Here is a 20,102-nt window from a genome sequence, read left to right on the forward strand (position 1 = left end):
ATGAACGCTTGAGCAAACGTCACAATCTCACCCCGCCCAGCCGTGTGCAAAAAGACGAGGAAGAACATGACCTTCAGCTCAACGGCGAGGAGTTGCCCTCACGCGCCGCTGCCGTGCACGAATCCATCAGGGAGGAGGGGGAAACGGAGTTGAGCCGGACGGTATCGGCGCTGCTCTGGTCCGCCATCGCCGCCGGCCTGTCGATGAGCTTCTCGATGCTGGCGAAGGGCCTGTTGCGCGCGCACCTGCCGGACAACGATATCGGCTTTTTGATCGAGTCGCTGGGCTATACGGTGGGGTTCCTGGTGGTCATCATGGCCCGCCAGCAGCTCTTCACCGAAAATACCGTGACGGCGGTGCTTCCCGTGATGAGTCAGCCCCGGCTCGGCAAGTTCTTATGCCTGCTCCGGCTCTGGGGTGTGGTGCTGATCGGCAACCTGGTCGGTGTCGCCGTCTCCGCCTGGGCCATCCTGGCGCTGCCGATCTTCTCGCTGCAGACCCACGAGGCGTTCCTCGCCCTGGGCGAGCATATCCTCGAAAATACCCCGATGCAGATGTTCGCCAAGGGCATCGTGGCCGGGTGGATGATCGCGACAATGGTCTGGCTGCTGCCCAGCGCGGGAAGCGCCAAGATCTGGGTCATCCTGATCGTGACCTACCTCGTCGCGATCGGCGAGTTCACGCATATCATCGTTGGCTCCACCGAGGTGATGTACCTGGTCTTCTCCGGTCACGCCAGCTGGTCGGAATATCTCTTCCATTTCGGCTTCCCCACCCTGCTCGGCAATGTCGTCGGAGGCACCTTCATCTTCGCCCTGATCAGCCACGCCCAGATCCGCAGCGATAGCGATCGCTGAGACCTGGATGCAAAGATACCGCGGGCGTCCCGGCGCCCGCCCTGCACTTCAAGGCCGCCGGTCGATTCAAGTCCTGCCGCCCGCTCGCCGATACAGGCCTAGGGCCTGCTCACACGATACGCCGCGAACGCCAAATGCGTTGAGTCAAGGCGCGAGACGCCGACAAGGATTGTTTCCTTGTCCAGTCACGCAACGAAGCCTGGGCGTATTTGACGCGCAACCCGAAGGGACGGGACGTGGGACAGGCCCAACAACCCTCGAGCCCACATCGAGTCACGATCAGCGAACGGGAACATTGCATTCATGTCATTCAGGACCTGGGCCATAGTCTGTGGCGCGGCCGCGCTCTCCGGCTGCTTCGGCGTCAACACTTCCCAGGCCCCGCTGGCCACCACCTACCCGGCGACCACCCAGCAGCGCATGCAGGCCGCCTACCACTGGGAGGTACTGGCACAGCACGAGGCCCGGGCCATCATGGCCGACCGTCGGCTCGACCGGCGCGCGCTCTATATCAAGCCCCCCGAGACCGAAACCGCCTTCAGCCGCGGCTTTCGCTCGTTGCTGACCAGCGAGCTGGTGAAACAGGGCGCCACGGTCAGGACCAGCGATCTCGGCGCAGCCACCGTCACCTTCGACGTGCAGGTCGTGGCGCACCGGGATCGCCAGCCGATCCGCCCACCCCAGGGCGCGTTGACCGCCCTGGCGGCGGGTATCGCGGTGGCGACGATACCGTTCAACCACTGGCGCGAGCCCGCGCTGGCGCTGATCCCTGCCGCCGGGTTGGTCGATCTGTTCAGCGGTAGCTGGACGTCTGAGAGCGACGAGGAGGTGATCATCACGGTCCAGGCCGACGAGTACCAGACCCTGCTCTACTCCTCCTCCAACCTCTACTACATCAACCCCGGCGATAGCGGCCAGTACGGCCGAGCGGCGGCTGCCGGCCAGCTCAAGGTATCGTCGCAATGGTAAGCCACAGCAGAGAGAGTTCCGCGATGCCCCTATCTTCCTGCGCTCGGCTTTGGCTGCTCGTGCTGCTGCTGGCGGCACTGGCGGGCTGCTCGGCGCTCGATCCCAACGGCCACCCTCACCAGCCGACCACCCTGGAGCGGGTCGACTCGGCGGCCAAGACGTTGGTCGAGAACCACCGGGGACGGCTCGACGACGCCGCGCCGCTGGTCGCCACCACTTTCGTCGACGTCGACCACCTCGGGCAATCCTCGACCCTGGGCCGCACCCTGAGCGAAATGTTCGTCTCGCGGCTGGTTGAATCGGGCCTGCCGGTGATCGAGGTCAAGCTGCGCAACAGCCTCTACATCGAGGAGAATACCGGCGAGCTGATCCTGTCGCGTAACGTGCAGCGGCTGAGTCAGGATTACGACGCCAGCGCCGTGCTGGTGGGCACCTACGCCCGGGCCCAGGACCGGCTGTTCATCAATGTCCGGGTGGTACGTATCGCCGATCGCGCCATCCTCGGCGCGACCAGCTTCGCGCTGCCGCTCAACAATGATCTGCGCACACTGCTGCCCCCCAGCTATCCCTGAATCCGGCGGACAGCATTAGCCTGGAAAACGTATAAGGGCGCCCCAGGGGCGCCCTTCTCGTCTTCCACACCTGACGTCAGACTGGCGTTCAGTCGACGGTGGTCGCACGCGCGTCGCTCGCCTGCGACTCCCGCTGCGCCCCGGCCAAGTTGATCCCGGAGAGGATCGCCTTGAGCGACGCACTGACGGTGTCGCTGTCCTCGGCGACGGCGCAGACGCGCTGCCCGTCGACATTGAGCTGGACGAACGCAATGGCGTTGGCCTCGCTGTCGCCCCCCAGCGAGTGCTCGGCGTAGTCGATGATGCCGACACTGACGCCGGAATGCTTCTGCCACGCGTCGGTGAAGGAGGACATCGCGCCGTTGCCCTTGCCGGAGAGACGCAGCGTCTCGGCGCCCTGCCACAGGGTCACCTCGATGCCTTCGTGCTGCCCTTTGGAGAGACGATAGTCGGCCAGCGACAACGGTGATTCGCTGGTGAACCGGTCGAACATGACTTGGCGGATGATTTCGCTGGAGAGTTCGCTGGCCCGCTTCTCGCTCTCCTGCTGCACGTAAGGCGCCAGCGCCAGCATCATCCAGCGCGGCAGGCTGATGCCGTAGTCGCGCTCGAGCAGGAACGCCATGCCGCCCTTGCCGGACTGGCTATTGACCCGGATCACCGCCTGGTAGTCGCGACCGATGTCATGGGGATCGATCGGCAGATAGGCTACCTGCCACGGCTCATCCGGCTTCTGCTTCTTGAGCGATTTGCGGATCGCATCCTGATGGCTGCCGGAGAAGGCGGTGTAGACCATCTCGCCGACCCACGGGTGGCGGGGGTGAATCGGAATATTGGTGCACTCGTTGACCACTTCGATGATCTCGTCCGGCCGCGACAGGTCGAGTTCCGGATCGATCCCCTGGCTATAGAGATTCATCGCGAGGGTGACGATGTCCATGTTGCCAGTGCGCTCGCCGTTGCCAAGCAGCGTGCCCTCGACGCGCTCGGCACCGGCCAGCAGTGCCAGTTCCGCGGAGGCGACCGCCCCGCCGCGATCGTTGTGGGTATGAATCGAGATGATCACGCTGTCGCGATTCTTGATGTGCTGGCAGAAGTACTCGATCTGATCGGCGTGATGATGTGGCCCGGCCACTTCGACCGTGGTCGGCAGGTTGAGAATGCACTTGCGACTCGGGGTCGGTTGCCAGACGTCCATGACCGCTTCGCAGATACGCAGCGAGAAGTCGATCTCGGTGCTGGAAAAGCTCTCAGGGGTGTACTCGAACCGCCACTCCACGTCCGGGTAGCGCTCGGCATAGGTCTTGACCCAGGTCGCCCCCTGCATCGCGATATCGACAATGCCATCGCGATCCATCTCGAACACCCGCTCGCGCTGCACGGTCGAGGTCGAGTTATAGAGGTGGACGATGGCACGCTTGGCACCGACCAGCGATTCGAAGGTCTTCTCGATCAGGTGCTCGCGACACTGCACCAGCACGGCAATGGTCACGTCATCGGGGATCTGGTCATCCTCGATCAACCAGCGAACGAAGTCGTAGTCGGGCTGGCTCGCCGACGGGAATCCCACCATGACTTCCTTGATCCCCACCTTGACGATCTGATGCCAGAACCGCTTCTTCTGCTCGACGCTCATCGGTTCCAGTAGTGCCTGGTTGCCATCGCGCAGGTCTTCGCTGACCCAGATCGGTGCGTGATCGAGATTACGATCCGGCCACTGGCGGTCGAAGGCGGGAACCCGGGGAGCCGGGCGGTATTTTCTGTGATCAAAGGCGCGATGATCGAAGGCAGACATGGCAACCATCCTGACGAGGTAGAAGAGCCGAAGGATTGTAGGGCGCGCCGCTGGAGCGAACCCCGCTGTCGGGCCACCGCGGATCGCGGCGGACGCGAGGGCAGGTCCCCGGATGCGGGGGCCTGCCCGAAGCTGCTTGTGGCAGCAGAGACAGTGTAAGGTTTTTGTGCCGACAGGACATTGCGAAGATCGATCTTTTCCGTCGCCCGATGGCATAATCTGCCAATCAAACGACAACCAGAGGCAGATATTGCCAATGAAATCTCCCCATCCCCCACCACTCGACCGCTACGACCGGCGCATTCTCGAACTGATCCAGCAGGAAGGCCGGATCAGCAACCAGGAACTGGCCGAGCGCATCGGCCTTTCGCCCTCGCCTTGCCTGCGCCGCCTGCGCGCGCTGGAGGAGAGCGGCCTGATCCTCGGTTATCGCGCCCTGGTCGACGCGCGGCAGCTCGGCTACCGGCTGATGGCGCTAGTGCACATCTCGATGGATCGCCACACCCCGGAGCGCTTCGCCAACTTCGAGCGCCAAGTGGCGGCGCTGCCCCAGGTCCAGGAGTGCCTGATGATCACCGGCCAGGAGGTCGACTACCAGCTCAAGATCCGGGTCGAGGACATGGACGACTATCAGCAGCTTCTGCTGCAGCATATTACGCCGATCGAGGGCGTCTCCGGCGTCCACTCCAACTTCGTGCTGCGTCCAGTGTTCGAAAATCGCGGCGTGCCGGTGGCGCCCTGACTGCGTATCCGGCACTGACGCCGAAGCGCCCCGCGCCTCGATTGGCCACCCCGGCATCGGGCGTGCTGGAATGTCGTGACCGCCGTCTCACGCGGCATGCGAATTCGGCCATGTCCGAAAAGTACTACGCTTGCCCATACGGCGTTAGACATCGGCTCAATGAACCTCGTTCAGAACGTCCGAAGGACGGCTAGGAGGGCTAGCGGAGCGAGTCACATGCTCATTGATACCGCGTAGACTGGCACGCTATCCCGGTCTGCGCTCTCGCCGATTTTTTGCAGTAGCCACGCGTCCAGGTCTTGCCTAGGCTCGTCGACTTTTGAGGCAAAGCCTGGACCATACCCATGCATGACAACGCGCAACCCATCACAACACAGGACAATGCCATGTCTCTTCGCCGTACCCTGCTCGCCTCGCTGGTGCCACTGGCCGCCGCCATCCTGACGCCGGCGCAGGCTCAGCAGCCTAGCGAACCGCAGGTCGATACCCAGCAGTTCCAGTCCTGGGAAGTGGGCTGCCCCAAGGGCGGTGAACGCAAGAGCTGCGTGATGAGCCAGATGGTCAGCAACCCCGACAGCAACGAGCCGCTGATGCGTGCCATGGTCGGTCGTCCAGCCCAGGCCGACGGTCCGGTCATGGTCTTTCTGCTGCCGCTGGGCGTGCGCCTGGCGCCGGGTATCCAGCTGCAGGTGGACGCCAACGAACCGGTCGGCATGCCCTACCAGGTCTGCCTGCAGCAGGGCTGCCGCGCCAACCTGGCGCTGTCGCCGCAGTTGCTTGCCCAGTTGCGCGGCGGCAACAAGGCCACGGTCAGCGCCATCGCCCCCGACGGCAAGCGGCTCGACATGGATCTGTCGCTGATGGGCTTCACCAGCGCCAGCCAGCACATCGGCCCGCAATAAAGGCCCCATCAATACCAGGGGCGGCGCCGGCGGACCGATCCCGACGGCGCACCGTCGGGGCCGGTCGAGTGCAGCCCCTCATTAGACGATTGCGCAATTGTGGAGACAGTGGCGTCCGGGTTAAGACTTTGCATGCAAAGTGCATCTTATCGATAACAGAACCCGTCTAGCGAGGTCACAATGAGTCGATCAAGCGCGTCCCGCCATTTCACTCCGCTGCTGTTCGCCGCCGTTCTGGCCTCGCCACTGGCATGGGCGGAGTATCCCGAAAAGCCGATTACCCTGATCGTTCCCTGGGCGGCCGGAGGCGGCACGGACGCCACGGCTCGCATCATCGCCTCGTCGCTGGAAGAGCAGCTCGGGCAGACGATCAACGTGGTCAACCGGACCGGGGGCAGCGGCGTGGTCGGTCACACCGCGATCGCCAACGCCCGGCCGGATGGCTACACCCTGGGCCTGGCCACCGTCGAGGTCGCGATGATGCATTGGCAAGGGCTGACCGACCTCACCTATCAGGGCCTCACTCCCATTGCCCAGATCAACTTCGACTCCGCCAGCCTCTCGGTCGCCGACGATTCCCCGTTCGAGAATCTCGAAGCGTTCGTGACCCAGGTCAGGGACAACCCCAAGGGGACCTATACCGCATCGGGCACCGGCCTGGGCGGCATCTGGCACGTCGCGCTCAATGGCTTCCTGATGGACCAGGGTATCGCCGCCGGCAAGATCACCTGGATCCCCAGCCAAGGCTCGGCGCCGGCCATGACCGAGCTGGCCTCCGGCAGCATCGACCTGGTGGCCTCGTCGCTGCCCGAGGCGAGATCGATGATCGATGCCGGCGAACTCCAGAGCCTCGGTGTCATGACACCGGAAAGACTGGAAGGCTTTCCCGACGTACCAACCTTCAAGGAGCAGATCGGCAGTGATTTTACGCTGGGCGCGTGGCGTGGCATCGTCGGCCCCAAGGGGATGAGTGAAGATGTCGTGGCCACGCTCGAGGATGCGCTGAAGAAAGCCTACGACAGCGATGCCTACCAGAGCTTCATGGCCAGGCAGGGTTACGGCGTGGTGTGGCGAGACGCCGATGGCTTCGCCCAGCTGATGGCCGAGGATGACCAGAAATTTGGCAAGATCATGGGCGAGATGGGGCTAACCCATTGAGCGGTGCCCAATACTCTGCAATCGATAACCGATCGGGCCGGCGTCGTGACGATACCGGCTCGTTCTCATTCTCGTCTCAGCTACCCAAGAGGTGACCGGCATGGAGCTGCCGCAGAATCCCTTCCAACGCTCGCTTGACGGCAATACGCGCTATGGCTGCTGGGCCGGCTTCGGTACCGGCTATGCCACCGAGATTCTCGCCACCACCGGGTTCGACTGGCTGTTGATCGACGGTGAACACGCACCCAACACGGTCCCTTCCATCCTGTCGCAGCTGCAGGCCGTGGCACCCTATTCCAGTGCACCGGTGGTGCGTACCGTCAACCACGACCCTGCCCTGATCAAGCAGCTACTCGATATCGGCGCCCAGACGTTGATGATCCCGATGGTCGACACGGCCGAACAGGCCGCCAGACTGGTCGCCGCGACACGCTACCCGCCGAACGGTTTCCGGGGCGTCGGTGGCGGCCTGACTCGCGCCACGCGATGGGACAGCGTCGAGAATTACCTGGCCCGAGCCCACGAGGAACTCTGCCTCATAGTCCAGGTGGAGTCGCGGACCGGCGTCGACAATGCCGAAGCGATAGCGGCAACCGAGGGCGTCGATGCCGTCTTCGTCGGCCCGGTGGACCTCTCCACCGGGGTCGGCCATGCCGGCAATCCGAATCATTCCGATGTTCAGGCGATGATCCGTCGTACCCTCGAGGTCACCCACGCTGCCGGCAAGGCCGCCGGCATTCTGGCCCCCGCCGAGGCAGATGCCAGACGGTATGCGCAATGGGGTTTTGACTTCATCGCCGTGGGTATCGATATCAGCCTGCTGCACCAGGCTGCCATCGATACGATTTCGCGCTACAAGTCCGACATCCCTCAGCCGAAATCGAGTCTCGGCTACTGAACCCCGCCCTGGAGGTTACCGACGACAAGCGAATCACCAGAGAAGCCCCGGCCACATCCTGTGACCGGGGCTTGGCTAAGCCAATTGTTCTCCGCAATATCGACATATCACGGTCTTGTTCGTGAGGGACTCGACGCCCGGCAGTGCTTCCACTGCCCTCGTAATGTCCGCCGTCTTCCGGTGCGCTTTGGCACGCTCAATGTCGCCGAGAACGCGATCCTTCATCCTCGCTTTTTCGTCAAAGGTCGGGAAGGCCGAAACGATTTCGTTCTCGGTCCGGCGCAGACCGATATCCTTGAGCATGTGATCGTTCAACCCACTCAGGGCCTTCAAGTCGTGCCGATACTGCCGTTCCACGGCGAGGCGCTGCAACAATGCTTTGAAAATGCTAGAAAACTTCATGCCCCTGATCTCCAGGCTGGAGGAGGCCGGACACGAATCGCAGTAAAAAGGCGTGGACTTTCTTCGTCTTTCGGCCGCGATGGGTGTCGCGGCCGATGATGAAATTCAATCCAGGGCGCGCGACCGGCAACGTGCTCGCATACCGCGCAGACGCGCGATGTCGAAGAACGTTGACCAGATCAGGCGATGGGAATTCATCACGATTTCCGAAATTAGTGGGAGAGTTTCGATAACGTCATTCGTTATCGAATGACCGGAAGCAATAATCTTATTACCTCCGGTCATTTTGATTAAAAACGAGGCCTCTACCGGCGTCAACCGGAAAAATCGAAATAGGGAGAATTTCTTCGAGCCCGCTTTAATGACAACTCAAGGGCAGAAAAGCGAGGGTACCGCGCTCACGCCTGGAGGTGTGGCCTGGCGAGCGGGGATCGATCGGCGACGCTAGGGTTCGGCAAGACCCAAAACGCCCGGCGCGCTGGGTAGCGCAAGCCGGGCTAGGGCTTCAGGCATAGGTGTTGATTTGCGTTCCCACACTGCCGGAGGATGCCAGCTCCGGCGACGGCGCCACCGAGGACATCAATTGCGCGATGTGTGACGCCTGCCCATCCAGCGACTGCTTCAACAGACTATTCTGCGCTTGCTGGTCCTGATTGAAGTTCTGTAGCGCCAGCGCCGTACCGACGGCGGCATTGACTGCAGTATCCATCACAAACTCCTCGATCCGAAGAAAGGCCACGCTTTCATGGCACTCTCGGTTTCTCGATCTTTCGGTCCATCCATCGGTCTATCGGCGCGACGCCCCACCGACTTTAGCCGTCGGGTGCGAGCAGGAACCGCAGCAAGGCTCTCCTGCCGAGAAAATCACCACGCTATCGTCTACGCTTGACGACGCAATTCCAATCCAGTCAAGCGTTTACCGTCCGAAGGATATATCGATGCCCAGACTCGCGTTGACCCTCACCCTCTGTGCCGGCGTTGCCTTGAGTGCCTGCCAGCAGCGTGACGCTTCGAATCAGGATACCGACGCTGCCAAGGAGACCTTCCAGGCGGCGAATTATCCGCTCGAGGTACGATACGACGCCTCGCTGATACGCGTCGATGGCGAGGTCTCCAGCTATTTCGACAACGGCGGCTGGCAGCTGTCGGACGACGCGCCCGGCGATCGCCTGATTCTGCTGGAACTCCCCGAATCCGACGACGAGGAGACCGCCCTGTGGCGCTTGGGCGCAAGCCGTGACGAAGAGGCCGTGGCCAACTGCCTGCGCCTGCCCGCCAATGCCCAGGCCACACCGTCGAAGACCACCCTGGCGGGAGAGGCGTTTAGCGGCTTTACCCTCGGCGACGCCGGCATGAGCCACTTCCAGAATGTCGAAGGTTATCGCGCCGTGGTGAACGATACCTGCTACGCCATCGACCTGATCGTGCAGGGAACCGATGGCGAAGTTTACGACCCTCCTCGCCAGCCGCCGTTTTCCAGCGACGAGGCCATGGAGCGGTTACGCACGATCAGCGACGGGCTGTCGTTCAACGGGAAATGAGCGGGTTATCCCGCTGTCGCCGGCGTGTGGCCGGTCACCTGAGGAAACGCTTGTTTCCTTCGGGTACCCGCTTCAGCCAAAGAGCAGTTCGATGGCGCCGATGCTGCCACCTCGATCGTCTTACCCAGGTCGAAGGATGAGACCGCTTCATCCAGCAGAGAGGATTGCTGATGCAGTCGCTCGGAGGCGTGCGAGACGCTCTCGACCAGGGATCCGTTCTCCTCGGTGTCCTGGGCGATCCCACGCAGATCGGCGTTGACCTCGCCGATATCGTCGCTCTGTCGGCAACAGGCCTGGCTGATTCCGTCGATCAACCGGGCGACGTCGTTCGTCCGGCCAAGCATGTCGGTCATGGTACGCGCGACGTCTTCCGCCCTGGCGGTACCATTCACGACTTGCTGCCGAGATTCGCCGATCAGCGCCCTGATATCGCGGGACGCTTCGGCGCTGCGATTCGCCAGCGCCTGCACTTCGCCGGCGACGACCGCAAAGCCACGTCCGCTTTCCCCTGCGCGCGCCGCCTCCACGGCAGCATTGAGCGCCAGGATATTGGTCTGAAAGGCAATGCTGTCGATCAGATCGGTGATTTCGGTGATCTTGTTCGAGCTTTCGCGCAGCTGATGCATGGCCCCCGTCAATGCGTTAACCATCCGCTGGCCCTCGTCCGCCACGTCGCCGGCTTCGCTGGCCAGCATACTGGCGCGCTGGGCATGGTCGCTGTTTTCCTGCACGGAGCCGCCGATCGCCTCGAGTTTACCTTGGGTGCGGACCAGCGCCGTCTCCTGCCGGCGATTGCGATCAGCGAGCTCGTCGTTGCCGTGATTGATCGTGGTGGACACCGCTGCGACCTCGACGAGCGTCGTCTTCACACGCCCGAGCGTCGCGCGCACGACCTGCATCGTGCGCTTGAACTCGCTACCGACGTGGCTGCGCATCGTCGTATCGTCGAACCCGAGATCGAAGATGCCTTCACGGCGCCCGATGTGCCTGCTGAGACGGCTCAGCTCCTCGGCGCTGATGGCGTCGCGTGCCATCTGGCGCGCCAGGAACCCCAGCACCACCGTCTGGACAATCACGTAGGCCGCGTGAATCAGGACCATCGGTAGATACGCCATCATGTGCGATTGCGGCATCACATAGATGTCCCACCCCTGGTGTTGCAGGTAGCAGAACAGCAAGTGGTGACCCGCTATCACCCCCGCGCCGCAGGCGAGCACTCGCCAGTCGCGATACGCCAGCAGGATCGACAGCAGCACGAAGATGACGAAGTGCCCCTCGATCATCCCCAGCAGCAGGTGGATCTGCAGCCCCGCATGGACCATGAACGCCGTCGCCACGCACAGCCGCGTCGTCAGCGCGGTCGGCCAGCACCGGATCATCACGATGGGTACGATACTGGCCGGCAACCCCACCACGATGGCAGGCCACCACAAACCGTGAACGGCGGCCATTCCCAGTGTCGCGGCACCAAGGACGACCAGCAGCAGCGCCGTCAGACGATTGGCGCGAACATAGATACCGGCCAGCAGGTCCCTGGGCGAAGCGGATGAATCCATGGCGTCTCTCACGATCTTGTTGTCGGGGCCGGTGAATCCACCGGGCGTCGGCAGGCATGCCGATCAGAACAGTTATCGGCATCGGGCAGCGACTCTTCACTCCCGCCTTGCCACCCCTCCCGCCTCAGGACACCGTCATGACGCGGCTGTTACACTGCGAGCGCCAGCCCCAGGATTGGATGACCTCATGAAAACCATCGGAGCCCACGTCAGCGCCGCGGGCGGTGTCGATCAGGCCGTGAGTCGCGCCACCGAGATCGGCGCCAACGCTTTTGCGCTGTTCACCAAGAATCAGCGCCAGTGGAAGGCCAAGCCCCTGGAAGAGAGTACGATCGAGGCATTCAAGACCGCCTGCCGCGAGCAGGGTTTCGGCCCGGCGCAGATACTTCCCCACGACAGCTACCTGATCAATCTGGGCCATCCCGATCCGGAGGGACTGGCCAAATCCCGCGCCGCGTTTCTCGACGAGTGTCAGCGCTGTGAGCAACTGGGGCTGACGCTGCTCAACTTCCATCCCGGCAGCCATCTCAACAAGATCAGCGAGCGCGACTGCCTGGCGCGGATCGCGGAGTCAATCAACGAGACCCATGCGCCGACCCGCTCGGTGGTCGCGGTGATCGAGAATACTGCCGGCCAGGGTTCGAATCTCGGTTTCCGGTTCGAGCAATTGGCCGAGATCATCGAACAGGTCGACGACAAGACCCGCGTGGGAGCCTGCATCGATACCTGTCACGCTTTCGCAGCCGGCTACGACCTGCGTACCGAGGTCGATGCCATTGCGATGCTCGATGAGTTCGAACGTGTGGTCGGCGCTCGATATCTTCGCGGCATGCACCTCAACGATGCCAAGAGCGAGTTCGCCAGTCGGGTCGACCGCCACCACAGCCTCGGTAAGGGCAATATCGGTCTGCCGGGATTCACCGCGTTGATGCGCGACCCCCGCACCGATGACATACCGCTAATACTGGAAACCGTCGAGCCGGCGATCTGGCCGGACGAGATCCAGTGGCTGCGCGATCAGCAGAACGTCGATTAACTTTTCAGGACAGACCTCACCATGGATGGATTCTTCAATTGGCTCGGCGAGGCGATCGGCAACGTGATTCGTGCCGTGATCAATGGGCTGCATGGCATTTTCGGCGGCCTTTGGCAAGCCATCGACGGCTTCGTCGAGGGATTGACAGGTTCGCTGGGTATCAGCGACTCGATCTTCAGCATTGCCGTGCTGGTGATTGGCGTACTGCTGTTGATCAACGGCCTCCGCTCGCTGGTGCGCGGCGGCATCGTCGGCGGCATCGTGTGGCTGCTGCTGGGGCTGCTGATACTAAGCTGGCTGATTCGTTGATTCGGGTCTCTTCCCGATTGCAACGATTGTCGGGAAGACATGCCTATTCCTCCTGGCCCCCGTGACCTCCTTGTCATACCCTCTTTCGTCTACCACCTTGAGGTCGCAAGGTCACATTGATTGGTGACCGATTGACGACAGGTTCTGTCGTCACGTCAGACAAGGAGACATCAGGATGAGTCAGTCACTCAAAGCGCAGCAGAACGGCGTCGAAGTCTACAACCAGTTCATTGGCGGCCAGTGGCTCACCGGTGACGGCGAGTTGCTGGACGTCCTCAATCCCGCCACCAGCGAGGTCATTGCACGGGCTCGGCTGGCCGATGAAAAGCTGGCCGACCGGGCGCTCCAGGCAGCGCAGGACGCCTTCCCCGCCTGGTCACGCAAGACTGCCGTCGAGCGCGCCGATCATCTCTACAAGCTGGTGGATCTGATTCAGGACAACCGGGACCGCCTGGCCCGGCTGATCACCACCGAGCAAGGCAAGCCGCTCTCGGAAGCCGATGCGGACGTCGGCATGTGCTGCGACCTGATCCGCTTCGCGGCGGAAAACACCCGCCGACTCGAGGGTGACATCATCCCGGCGGACGATCCCGACGAGCAGATCTGGATCCAGAAGGTCCCGCATGGCGTCGTGGTCGGCATTACCGCCTGGAACTTCCCCGCCGCGCTGATCGGTCGCAAGCTCGGTCCGGCGCTGGCCGCAGGCAACACCATCGTGCTCAAGCCCTCGGAAGAGACGCCGCTGACCGCACTCGAGCTGGTCGAACTGGCGCGCCAGGCCGGCATTCCCGATGGGGTGGTCAACCTGGTCAACGGTCGCGGTCGAGACATCGGCAATCACCTGATCCAGAGCCCGATTACCCAACTGGTCAGCATGACCGGCAGCGTGCGCGGCGGCCGCGAGATCAACAAGGCCGCCGCAGAACATCTCAAGATCGTGCGTCTCGAGCTGGGCGGCAAGGCGCCGTTCATCGTGCTCGACGATGCCGATCTCGACCCGGCGGTCGATGCCGCCATTGCCTCGCGCTACAACAACTGCGGCCAGGTGTGTACCTGCAACGAGCGCATGTACGTCCAGTCCGGCATCTACGACCGCTTCCTGGAGCGATTCAAGCAGCGCGTCGAGGCGCTCAAGGTCGGCAACCCGCTGACCGACAAGGACGTCGACATGGGACCCAAGATCAACGCCGGAGAGCTCGACAAGATCCACGCCATGGTCGAGCAGGCCCAGAGCCAGGGCGCGCAGTTGTTGACGGGCGGCCAACGCCTGACCGGCGGCGATTACGACAAGGGCAACTACTACGCGCCGACGATACTGACCGACGTCAACAACGACATGGATATCATGAAGGAGGAGATCTTCGGCCCGGTGGCACCGATCATGAAGGTCGAAGACTTCGAACAGGCGATGGCGTACGCCAATGCCTCGGAGTACGGCCTATCCGCCTATGTGTTCACCCAGAACGTGAAGCACCTGATGGCGCTGACCCGTGAGCTCGACTTCGGCGAGATCTACGTCAACCGCGGGGCCGGCGAATCCGTCCAGGGCTTTCACAAGGGGTATCGCAACAGCGGCCTCGGCGGAGAGGACGGCAAGTACGGGCTGGAAGCCTACGTCAAGAGCAAGACGATGTACGTGCACTACGCCTGACGCCCATCCGAACGAACCGCCCTCGTTCTGCTGATTCGCCCCATGACGGGCCGCCAGTGGCGGCCCGTTGCAGTTAGGCTTTGCGCGAGAGCTACCTGCACTCGCCGACTTTTCGTACAAACCCTGGCGGCTATCGCCCACTCAACGACGGCAGCACATGGTCACGGTAGCGCCACAGGATGATCCCCCCGGCGAAAACCATGACGAGTGCCACCGCCAGCAGGATCGAGCCCGTCGCCAGAAATCCCGCCGTCGTGCTCACGATCAACCCGCCCAGCGGCTGGGTCAGATTGTTGAGCATCACCACCAGCCCCGTCGTCTTGCCGAAGTCTTCCGAGGGAATCACCCGACGGCGCAGGCTGCGAATCGAGACACTGAACATCTTGTCGAAACCGATCACCAGCAGAAATCCGAGCGCATAGAGCGACGAAATTGCGGTCACGCTCGCCATCAGTCCACCCAGCGCCATCGCCGCGTAGGCCAGCAGCCCCAGTCGGTCCGCCGGTATCAGCGATCTTGCCGTGAACAGCAACACCAACACCGTGGCCAGCGCACCGCCGGCCTGCAACACGCCATAGTAGATTTCGCCGTGGCTCTGAACGCCGGTGACCACGGCGGGCGCCGTGGCCAGTAGTGTCCCCAGCAGCAGATTGACGGCCATCGCCAGGCCGATCGAGGCCGGTAGCGCGGGGCTCACGCGGAGATGATGACCCGCGATCAGCAGCGCCCGATACCCGTTGGCGGCATGCGGCCGTGGCACCGGCAATTCGGGCCTGGCCAAGCGCTGCCAGCGCCAGACCGCGAGATCGCTGACCGCGAACCCGAGCGCGATCACCACCACCACCGCCTCCCACTCGAGCCGCGCCAGCAGTGCCGCCGCCACCAGCGGGCCAAGTACCGTCCCCACCTGGTCGAACAGTTGAGCGTGGGAGACGAGCCGCTCGTAGCGAGCGGACCCGAAGGCCTGCACCAACAGCATTTCTCGCGCCATCACGCCCTGGGTCGACAATATGCCGACCAGCGCCGACAGCCCGATCAACCATGCCACGTGGGGTATCGCCAGATAGCCCAGGATCGCCGCCATGCACGTCGCCATGCGCCAGCGCTGGCTGGATCGCAGCAACCGATCGTTGCGGTGACGGTCGCAGAGCTGACCGCACAGCGGAAAGGCCAGAAACCGTGGCAGGGTCTCGAAGAAGAACGCCAGACCCGACCAGGCGACACTGCCGGTCAACTGATAGATCACCAGCGGTACCAGGAACAGCAGCATCTGGTCCGCCAGCCGCGACAGCAGCAGCGACACGAAAAAATGACGATTGGGCGATCTCATCCTTCGAGCACTCTCCGGGGCCGGTTATCGGCACGGCCACCGAGCCGCACGCCAGGTGCGACCCGGCCCGACCGGGCGACAGCCGTCATCAGGCATCCGCCAGTGCGCGCTCGACCATCTCATAGACGTTGGGCGAGAGCTTCTCGGCACGAATGCGCTCGAGCTCGGCCTTCATCAGCGCCTGGCGCTGGTCGTCGAAGCGCTGCCAGCGGGTCAACGGGGTGATGATGCGCGCCGCGATCTCCGGATTGAGGCGGTTGAGCTCGATCACCACATCCGCCAACAGCTTGTAGCCCTCGCCATCGAGCCGGTGGAAGTTGACCCGGTTCTGGGCGAAGGCGCCGATCAGCGCGCGCACCTTGTTGGGGTTCTTCATCGAGAACAGCGGATGCCCCATCAAGAAGCGCACGCGCTCGAGCACATCGGTCTGGGGACGGGTGACCTGAATGGTGAACCACTGATCCATCACCAGCGGGTCGTGCGCCCATTTCTCGCCGAAGGCCTTGAGTGCCGGCTCGGCCAGATCGGTACGGTCGCTGTGCGCCAGCAGCGTCAACGCGGCGCGCACGTCGGTCATGTTGGCGCCCCGCTCCAGCTGTTGCTGGGTGAGGCTGATGACTTCGTCGTCCTCGATACTCATCAGGTAGGCCAGGGCGACGTTCTTGAGCCGACGGCTCGCGATCTGCTCCGGTGTCGGCGCATAGGGCTCGTCACTCAGGTTGTCACGGTAGACGGCGAGAAAGTCGTCGCGCAGTTGCCACGCCAGCGACTGGCGCACGAACTCGCGGGCGGCATGGATGGCATCGACATCCACTACCGGCTGCTGTTCGGCAATGTACGCCTCCGACGGCAGCGTCAGCATCTCCGCCAGCACCGCCTTGTCGTCGCCGGGCTCGTTGAGCAGGCTGCGATACGCCTCGACCAGGCGCACGTCCATCACCTTCTCGACGCCGTTGCGGTGTGCGGCGATGAGGTCGTCCAGTGCCAGCATGGTCAGCCGCTGACCGGCGTCCCAGCGATTGAACCCATCGGAGTCGTGGGTCAGCAGGAATGCCAGCTCCTCGCGCGAGTAGGGATAGCGCAATTTCACCGGCGCCGAGAATCCGCGCAGCAGCGACGGCACCGGCGCCTCCTCGACATCGGTGAAGACGAAGGTCTGCTCGGCTTCGCGCAGATGAATGACCGTGTCCTTACCGCGCTTTTCACCGTCCAGCGTCAGGGTCAGGTCGTGGCCGGACTTAGTCCCCACCAGGCCCATGCGAACCGGAATGTGCAGCGGCAGCTTGTCGGTCTGTCCCGGCGTCGCCGGGGTACGCTGCGACAGGCGCAGGCGGTATTCGCCGGTGGCGTAATCGTACTCGCCATGGGCGTCGACCTCCGGCGTCCCTGCCTGCGAGTACCAGCGCAGGAACTGTTCGAGGTCGAGCCCGGACACTTCCGCCATGCAGGCGACGAAGTCCTCGATCGTCACCGCCTGGCCGTCGAAGCGCGCGAAGTAGAGATCGCTGCCGCGACGAAAATCCTCCCACCCCAGCAGGTGGCGCAGCATGCGCACCAGCTCCGCGCCCTTCTCATAGATGGTCAGGGTGTAGAAGTTGGATATCTCGATGTAGTGATCGGGACGGACGGGATGGGCGGTGGGCCCGGCGTCCTCGGCAAACTGGGCGGTACGGAAGAACGAGACGTCCTCGATCCGCTTGACCGGGGCCGAATTGACGTCGGCGGAGAAGGTCTGGTCACGGAAGACGGTGAAGCCTTCCTTCAGCGAGAGCTGGAACCAGTCGCGGCAGGTAACCCGGTTGCCCGACCAGTTGTGGAAGTATTCATGGGCGACGATCCCCTCCACGCGCTGGAAGGTCGCATCGTTGGCGGTCTGCGGATGGGTCAGCACCGCCGCCGAGTTGAAGATGTTGAGTCCCTTGTTCTCCATCGCGCCCATGTTGAAGTCGTTGACGGCAACGATCATGAAGCGGTCGAGATCGTACTCGCGGCCATAGGTCTCCTCGTCCCATTGCATCGAACGCTTGAGCGAGGCCATGGCGTGCTCGGTCTTGTCGAGGTTCTCCGGCTCGACCCAGATCTGCAGCAGCACCTGGCGGCCGCTCATGGTGGTGTAGTGGTCCTCGACCTTCTCCAGGCTGCCGGCGACCAGCGCGAACAGATAGCTCGGCTTGGGGTGCGGGTCCTCCCAGGTCACGAAGTGACGATTGTTGGGCAACTCGCCCTTCTCCACCGGATTGCCGTTGGAGAGCAGCACCGGCAGCGACTCGCGATCGCCGATCACCGTGGTCGAAAACGTTGCCATCACGTCCGGCCGATCGGGATAGTAGGTGATCCGGCGGAACCCTTCCGGCTCGCACTGGGTGCAGAACATGCCGTTGGAGCGATACAGCCCCTCCAGCGCGGTATTGGCATCGGGATCGATCTCGACCTCGGTATCAAGCAGGAAGCGTTCCGGCACGGTCGCGACGGTCAGCTTGCCGTCGCCGACCTCGAACTCCCCCGGCTCCAGTGTCTGGCCGTCGACGGCGACACGAATCAGCTTGAGCTCGCTCCCGGCCAGTTCCAGCGGCAGGCTGGTTTCAGCGTCATCGGCCTTGCGATCGGGATGGCGTTCCATATGCAAGCGCGCCTTGACCCGGGTGGCGGCCGGCGCGAGATCGAAGGTGAGCTCGGTATGCGTGACGCGGTACGCCGGCGGCAGATAGTCCTTGAGATAGGTCGCTTGCATCTCAGACATGGCAACGCTCCTTGTGGAAGTGGGTAGGTCGCGACGGCGGGTCGAATTGGAAAGCGGACCCGGCGACCGACGATCGAGCACCATTCTACCCGCGTGACCGGAACGATATCGAATCAGGATGACGCCCGGAGGCCGGGCGGGATGACAGCGGGGGGGAGAACCGCGAATATCTGCCCTGGGCTCAGCGGCGCTCGGGGGCCTCTTCCGACCATACCCCGCGCACCGGGCACTGCAGGCTCGGCAAGGGCCGCGTCACGATCCAGAGGGCCAGCCCCGCCAGCCCCAGGATCAGGCCCACCTTCAGTGGCCAGAGGGAAACGGTGAAAGCGATGATCGCACACGACACGCCTAGCATGATCACCGCCATGATCTTGGCGTGCCTGGGAATGGCACGCTCGCGTTCCCATGACTGTATCGGCGGGCCGAAGCGCGGGTGGTTGCGAATCCAGTTGGCAAATCGTGGCGAGCCTCGCGACGCCAGCCACACCGCTGCGAGCATGAAACAGGTGGTCGGCATCACCGGCAGGAACAGACCGATCACGCCCAGCGCAAAGCTGATGGCGGCCAAGGTGACATAGATGGCATTACGCATGCCGGACATCCCCACTGCGATGGATCGAGGCGCCACCCGAAGAGGACGCTTGGTTGGGTAGTGTAAACCAGCCTCCTCCCTGCCCTCCAATCTCCGTCGATGGAAAACGCCAATGTTGACGATAGCGAAACCATCCGTTCGCCTGGAGACGGCTAGTTTGGCCCGGTCTTCGGCGTAGGCTGTAGGTCACGCCCATGCCCCCGGAAGCGACTGTCATGACCACGCGCCAGATCCTCTATCTCTCTCACGGCTCCCCAGATCTCAGCCTGACCGACCACCCGGCCCGCGCCTTTCTGGCCGATCTCGGCGAGCGGTTGATCAAGCCACCGGTCGCGCTGGTGATCTCGGCGCACTTCGAAGCACCGGGGCTGGTTCTGGGCAGTGCCGAGAGCCCCGCCACCTGGCACGATTTCCACGGCTTCCCCGACCCACTCTACCGGCTGCGATATCCTGCAGTCGGCGCGCCGACAATGGCACGGCAACTGAGCGAGGACCTCGCCGCGTCAGGTATCGACGCCCGCCTGGACTCCACCAGACCGCTGGATCATGGTATCTGGTCGCCACTCTCGCTGCTGTGGCCGCAGGCCGATGTGCCGTTGATACCGATCAGCGTGCCCATGGCGGCCGATACCGCAACCCAGCTCCAGATAGCGGCGGCATTGGGCCGATGGGCCGCAACCAACGGCGTGATGCTGATCGGCTCCGGTGCCGCCACCCACAATCTCGGCGCCCGGCACGTCATCCACGATGCGCCGGATACCTGGGCACGGCAGTTTCACGACTGGGCCATCGACGTCGCCGCACGTGGCGACCTCGACGCGATGAGAGCGTGGCGGGATGCGCCGAACGCCCGCTACGCGCACCCGACGCCCGAGCACTTCCTGCCGTTGCTGATGTGTGTGGGTGCCATGGAGGGCCGACCGCTTCGGACACTTCACGAAAGCTTCATGTTCGGCAATCTGAGCATGCTGGCGCTGGGCAGCGAGGAGCTGTCGGGGCGGCTCGACACCGCCGCCGCTTAGCGAGTGGAGTCGGGGCGGGCCGGCGTTTGG

Annotated in this window: 19 protein-coding genes; 12 read left to right on the plus strand and 7 right to left on the minus strand. The window is 63.3% G+C overall.

The annotated features are described in order from the left end of the window. Positions 1 to 8 precede the first annotated feature (8 nt). The 3 genes from DOM54_RS14525 (at position 9) to DOM54_RS14535 (ending at position 2,398) form a co-directional block, all read left to right on the plus strand. Positions 9 to 857, plus strand: a complete 849-nt coding sequence (locus tag DOM54_RS14525) for a formate/nitrite transporter family protein (RefSeq protein WP_110717029.1) — start codon at positions 9 to 11, stop codon at positions 855 to 857. 303 nt (positions 858 to 1,160) lie between these two features. Then, positions 1,161 to 1,826, plus strand: a complete 666-nt coding sequence (locus DOM54_RS14530; protein ID WP_110717030.1) for a hypothetical protein — start codon at positions 1,161 to 1,163, stop codon at positions 1,824 to 1,826. Positions 1,827 to 1,849: 23 nt separating this feature from the next. Beyond that, positions 1,850 to 2,398: a FlgO family outer membrane protein gene (locus DOM54_RS14535; RefSeq protein ID WP_110717031.1), complete on the plus strand. Its 549-nt coding sequence runs from the start codon at positions 1,850 to 1,852 to the stop codon at positions 2,396 to 2,398. Between the two features lie 88 nt (positions 2,399 to 2,486). Here the strand turns inward: DOM54_RS14535 and DOM54_RS14540 are convergent, their stop codons facing one another. Continuing rightward, positions 2,487 to 4,193: a 2-isopropylmalate synthase gene (locus DOM54_RS14540; protein WP_110717032.1), complete on the minus strand. Its 1,707-nt coding sequence runs from the start codon at positions 4,191 to 4,193 to the stop codon at positions 2,487 to 2,489. 256 nt (positions 4,194 to 4,449) lie between these two features. Here DOM54_RS14540 and DOM54_RS14545 point away from each other — a divergent pair, with 256 nt between their 5' ends. From DOM54_RS14545 to DOM54_RS14560, 4 genes are all read left to right on the plus strand, one after another. Next, complete coding sequence (locus DOM54_RS14545; RefSeq protein ID WP_110717033.1) at positions 4,450 to 4,935, plus strand: Lrp/AsnC family transcriptional regulator; 486 nt, start codon at positions 4,450 to 4,452, stop codon at positions 4,933 to 4,935. A 386-nt stretch (positions 4,936 to 5,321) separates the two neighbouring features. After that, positions 5,322 to 5,837: an invasion associated locus B family protein gene (locus DOM54_RS14550; protein WP_110717077.1), complete on the plus strand. Its 516-nt coding sequence runs from the start codon at positions 5,322 to 5,324 to the stop codon at positions 5,835 to 5,837. Between the two features lie 180 nt (positions 5,838 to 6,017). Next, positions 6,018 to 6,995, plus strand: coding sequence for a tripartite tricarboxylate transporter substrate binding protein (locus DOM54_RS14555; protein WP_110717034.1), 978 nt, complete (start codon positions 6,018 to 6,020; stop codon positions 6,993 to 6,995). Between the two features lie 100 nt (positions 6,996 to 7,095). Further along, on the plus strand, positions 7,096 to 7,893 hold the full coding sequence (locus DOM54_RS14560) for an HpcH/HpaI aldolase family protein (protein WP_110717035.1): 798 nt from the start codon (positions 7,096 to 7,098) through the stop codon (positions 7,891 to 7,893). 75 nt (positions 7,894 to 7,968) lie between these two features. Here DOM54_RS14560 and DOM54_RS14565 read toward each other — a convergent pair whose 3' ends face one another. Together DOM54_RS14565 and DOM54_RS14570 are read right to left on the minus strand one after the other, a co-directional pair. Continuing rightward, entirely contained in the window at positions 7,969 to 8,295 is a 327-nt protein-coding gene (locus DOM54_RS14565; protein WP_110717036.1) for a DUF1127 domain-containing protein, read from the minus strand. A gap of 505 nt (positions 8,296 to 8,800) precedes the next feature. Then, entirely contained in the window at positions 8,801 to 9,004 is a 204-nt protein-coding gene (locus tag DOM54_RS14570; RefSeq protein WP_110600908.1) for a putative motility protein, read from the minus strand. Between the two features lie 229 nt (positions 9,005 to 9,233). On the opposite strand from DOM54_RS14570, the gene DOM54_RS14575 reads away from it, so the two are divergent. Next, a complete protein-coding gene (locus DOM54_RS14575; RefSeq protein ID WP_110717037.1) occupies positions 9,234 to 9,836 on the plus strand; it encodes a hypothetical protein in 603 nt (200 codons plus the stop codon). 5 nt (positions 9,837 to 9,841) lie between these two features. Here the strand turns inward: DOM54_RS14575 and DOM54_RS14580 are convergent, their stop codons facing one another. Then, the gene (locus DOM54_RS14580) at positions 9,842 to 11,392 is read right to left on the minus strand and encodes a methyl-accepting chemotaxis protein (protein WP_110717038.1); all 1,551 of its coding nucleotides are present in this window, start codon (positions 11,390 to 11,392) and stop codon (positions 9,842 to 9,844) included. Between the two features lie 187 nt (positions 11,393 to 11,579). On the opposite strand from DOM54_RS14580, the gene nfo reads away from it, so the two are divergent. The 3 genes from nfo to aldA all read left to right on the plus strand — a co-directional run bounded on the left by nfo (position 11,580) and on the right by aldA (position 14,388). After that, a complete protein-coding gene (gene nfo / locus DOM54_RS14585; RefSeq protein ID WP_110717039.1) occupies positions 11,580 to 12,428 on the plus strand; it encodes a deoxyribonuclease IV in 849 nt (282 codons plus the stop codon). Between the two features lie 21 nt (positions 12,429 to 12,449). Continuing rightward, positions 12,450 to 12,737 (plus strand): hypothetical protein, encoded by a 288-nt coding sequence (locus DOM54_RS14590; RefSeq protein ID WP_110717040.1) that lies wholly within the window; start codon positions 12,450 to 12,452, stop codon positions 12,735 to 12,737. 175 nt (positions 12,738 to 12,912) lie between these two features. Beyond that, positions 12,913 to 14,388 (plus strand): aldehyde dehydrogenase, encoded by a 1,476-nt coding sequence (gene aldA, locus DOM54_RS14595; protein ID WP_110717041.1) that lies wholly within the window; start codon positions 12,913 to 12,915, stop codon positions 14,386 to 14,388. Positions 14,389 to 14,518: 130 nt separating this feature from the next. Here aldA and DOM54_RS14600 read toward each other — a convergent pair whose 3' ends face one another. The 3 genes from DOM54_RS14600 to DOM54_RS14610 form a co-directional block, all read right to left on the minus strand. Beyond that, positions 14,519 to 15,718: an MFS transporter gene (locus tag DOM54_RS14600; RefSeq protein ID WP_110717042.1), complete on the minus strand. Its 1,200-nt coding sequence runs from the start codon at positions 15,716 to 15,718 to the stop codon at positions 14,519 to 14,521. 88 nt (positions 15,719 to 15,806) lie between these two features. After that, entirely contained in the window at positions 15,807 to 18,458 is a 2,652-nt protein-coding gene (gene pepN, locus DOM54_RS14605) for an aminopeptidase N (RefSeq protein WP_110717043.1), read from the minus strand. A gap of 181 nt (positions 18,459 to 18,639) precedes the next feature. Then, entirely contained in the window at positions 18,640 to 19,050 is a 411-nt protein-coding gene (locus DOM54_RS14610) for a YbaN family protein (protein ID WP_338067025.1), read from the minus strand. A 215-nt stretch (positions 19,051 to 19,265) separates the two neighbouring features. Between DOM54_RS14610 and DOM54_RS14615 the strand changes: the two genes are divergently transcribed. Further along, the gene (locus DOM54_RS14615; RefSeq protein WP_162619886.1) at positions 19,266 to 20,072 is read left to right on the plus strand and encodes a DODA-type extradiol aromatic ring-opening family dioxygenase; all 807 of its coding nucleotides are present in this window, start codon (positions 19,266 to 19,268) and stop codon (positions 20,070 to 20,072) included. Positions 20,073 to 20,102 lie beyond the last annotated feature (30 nt).

This window comes from Salinicola acroporae, from assembly GCF_003206615.1.
GTDB classification, from domain to species: domain Bacteria; phylum Pseudomonadota; class Gammaproteobacteria; order Pseudomonadales; family Halomonadaceae; genus Salinicola; species Salinicola acroporae.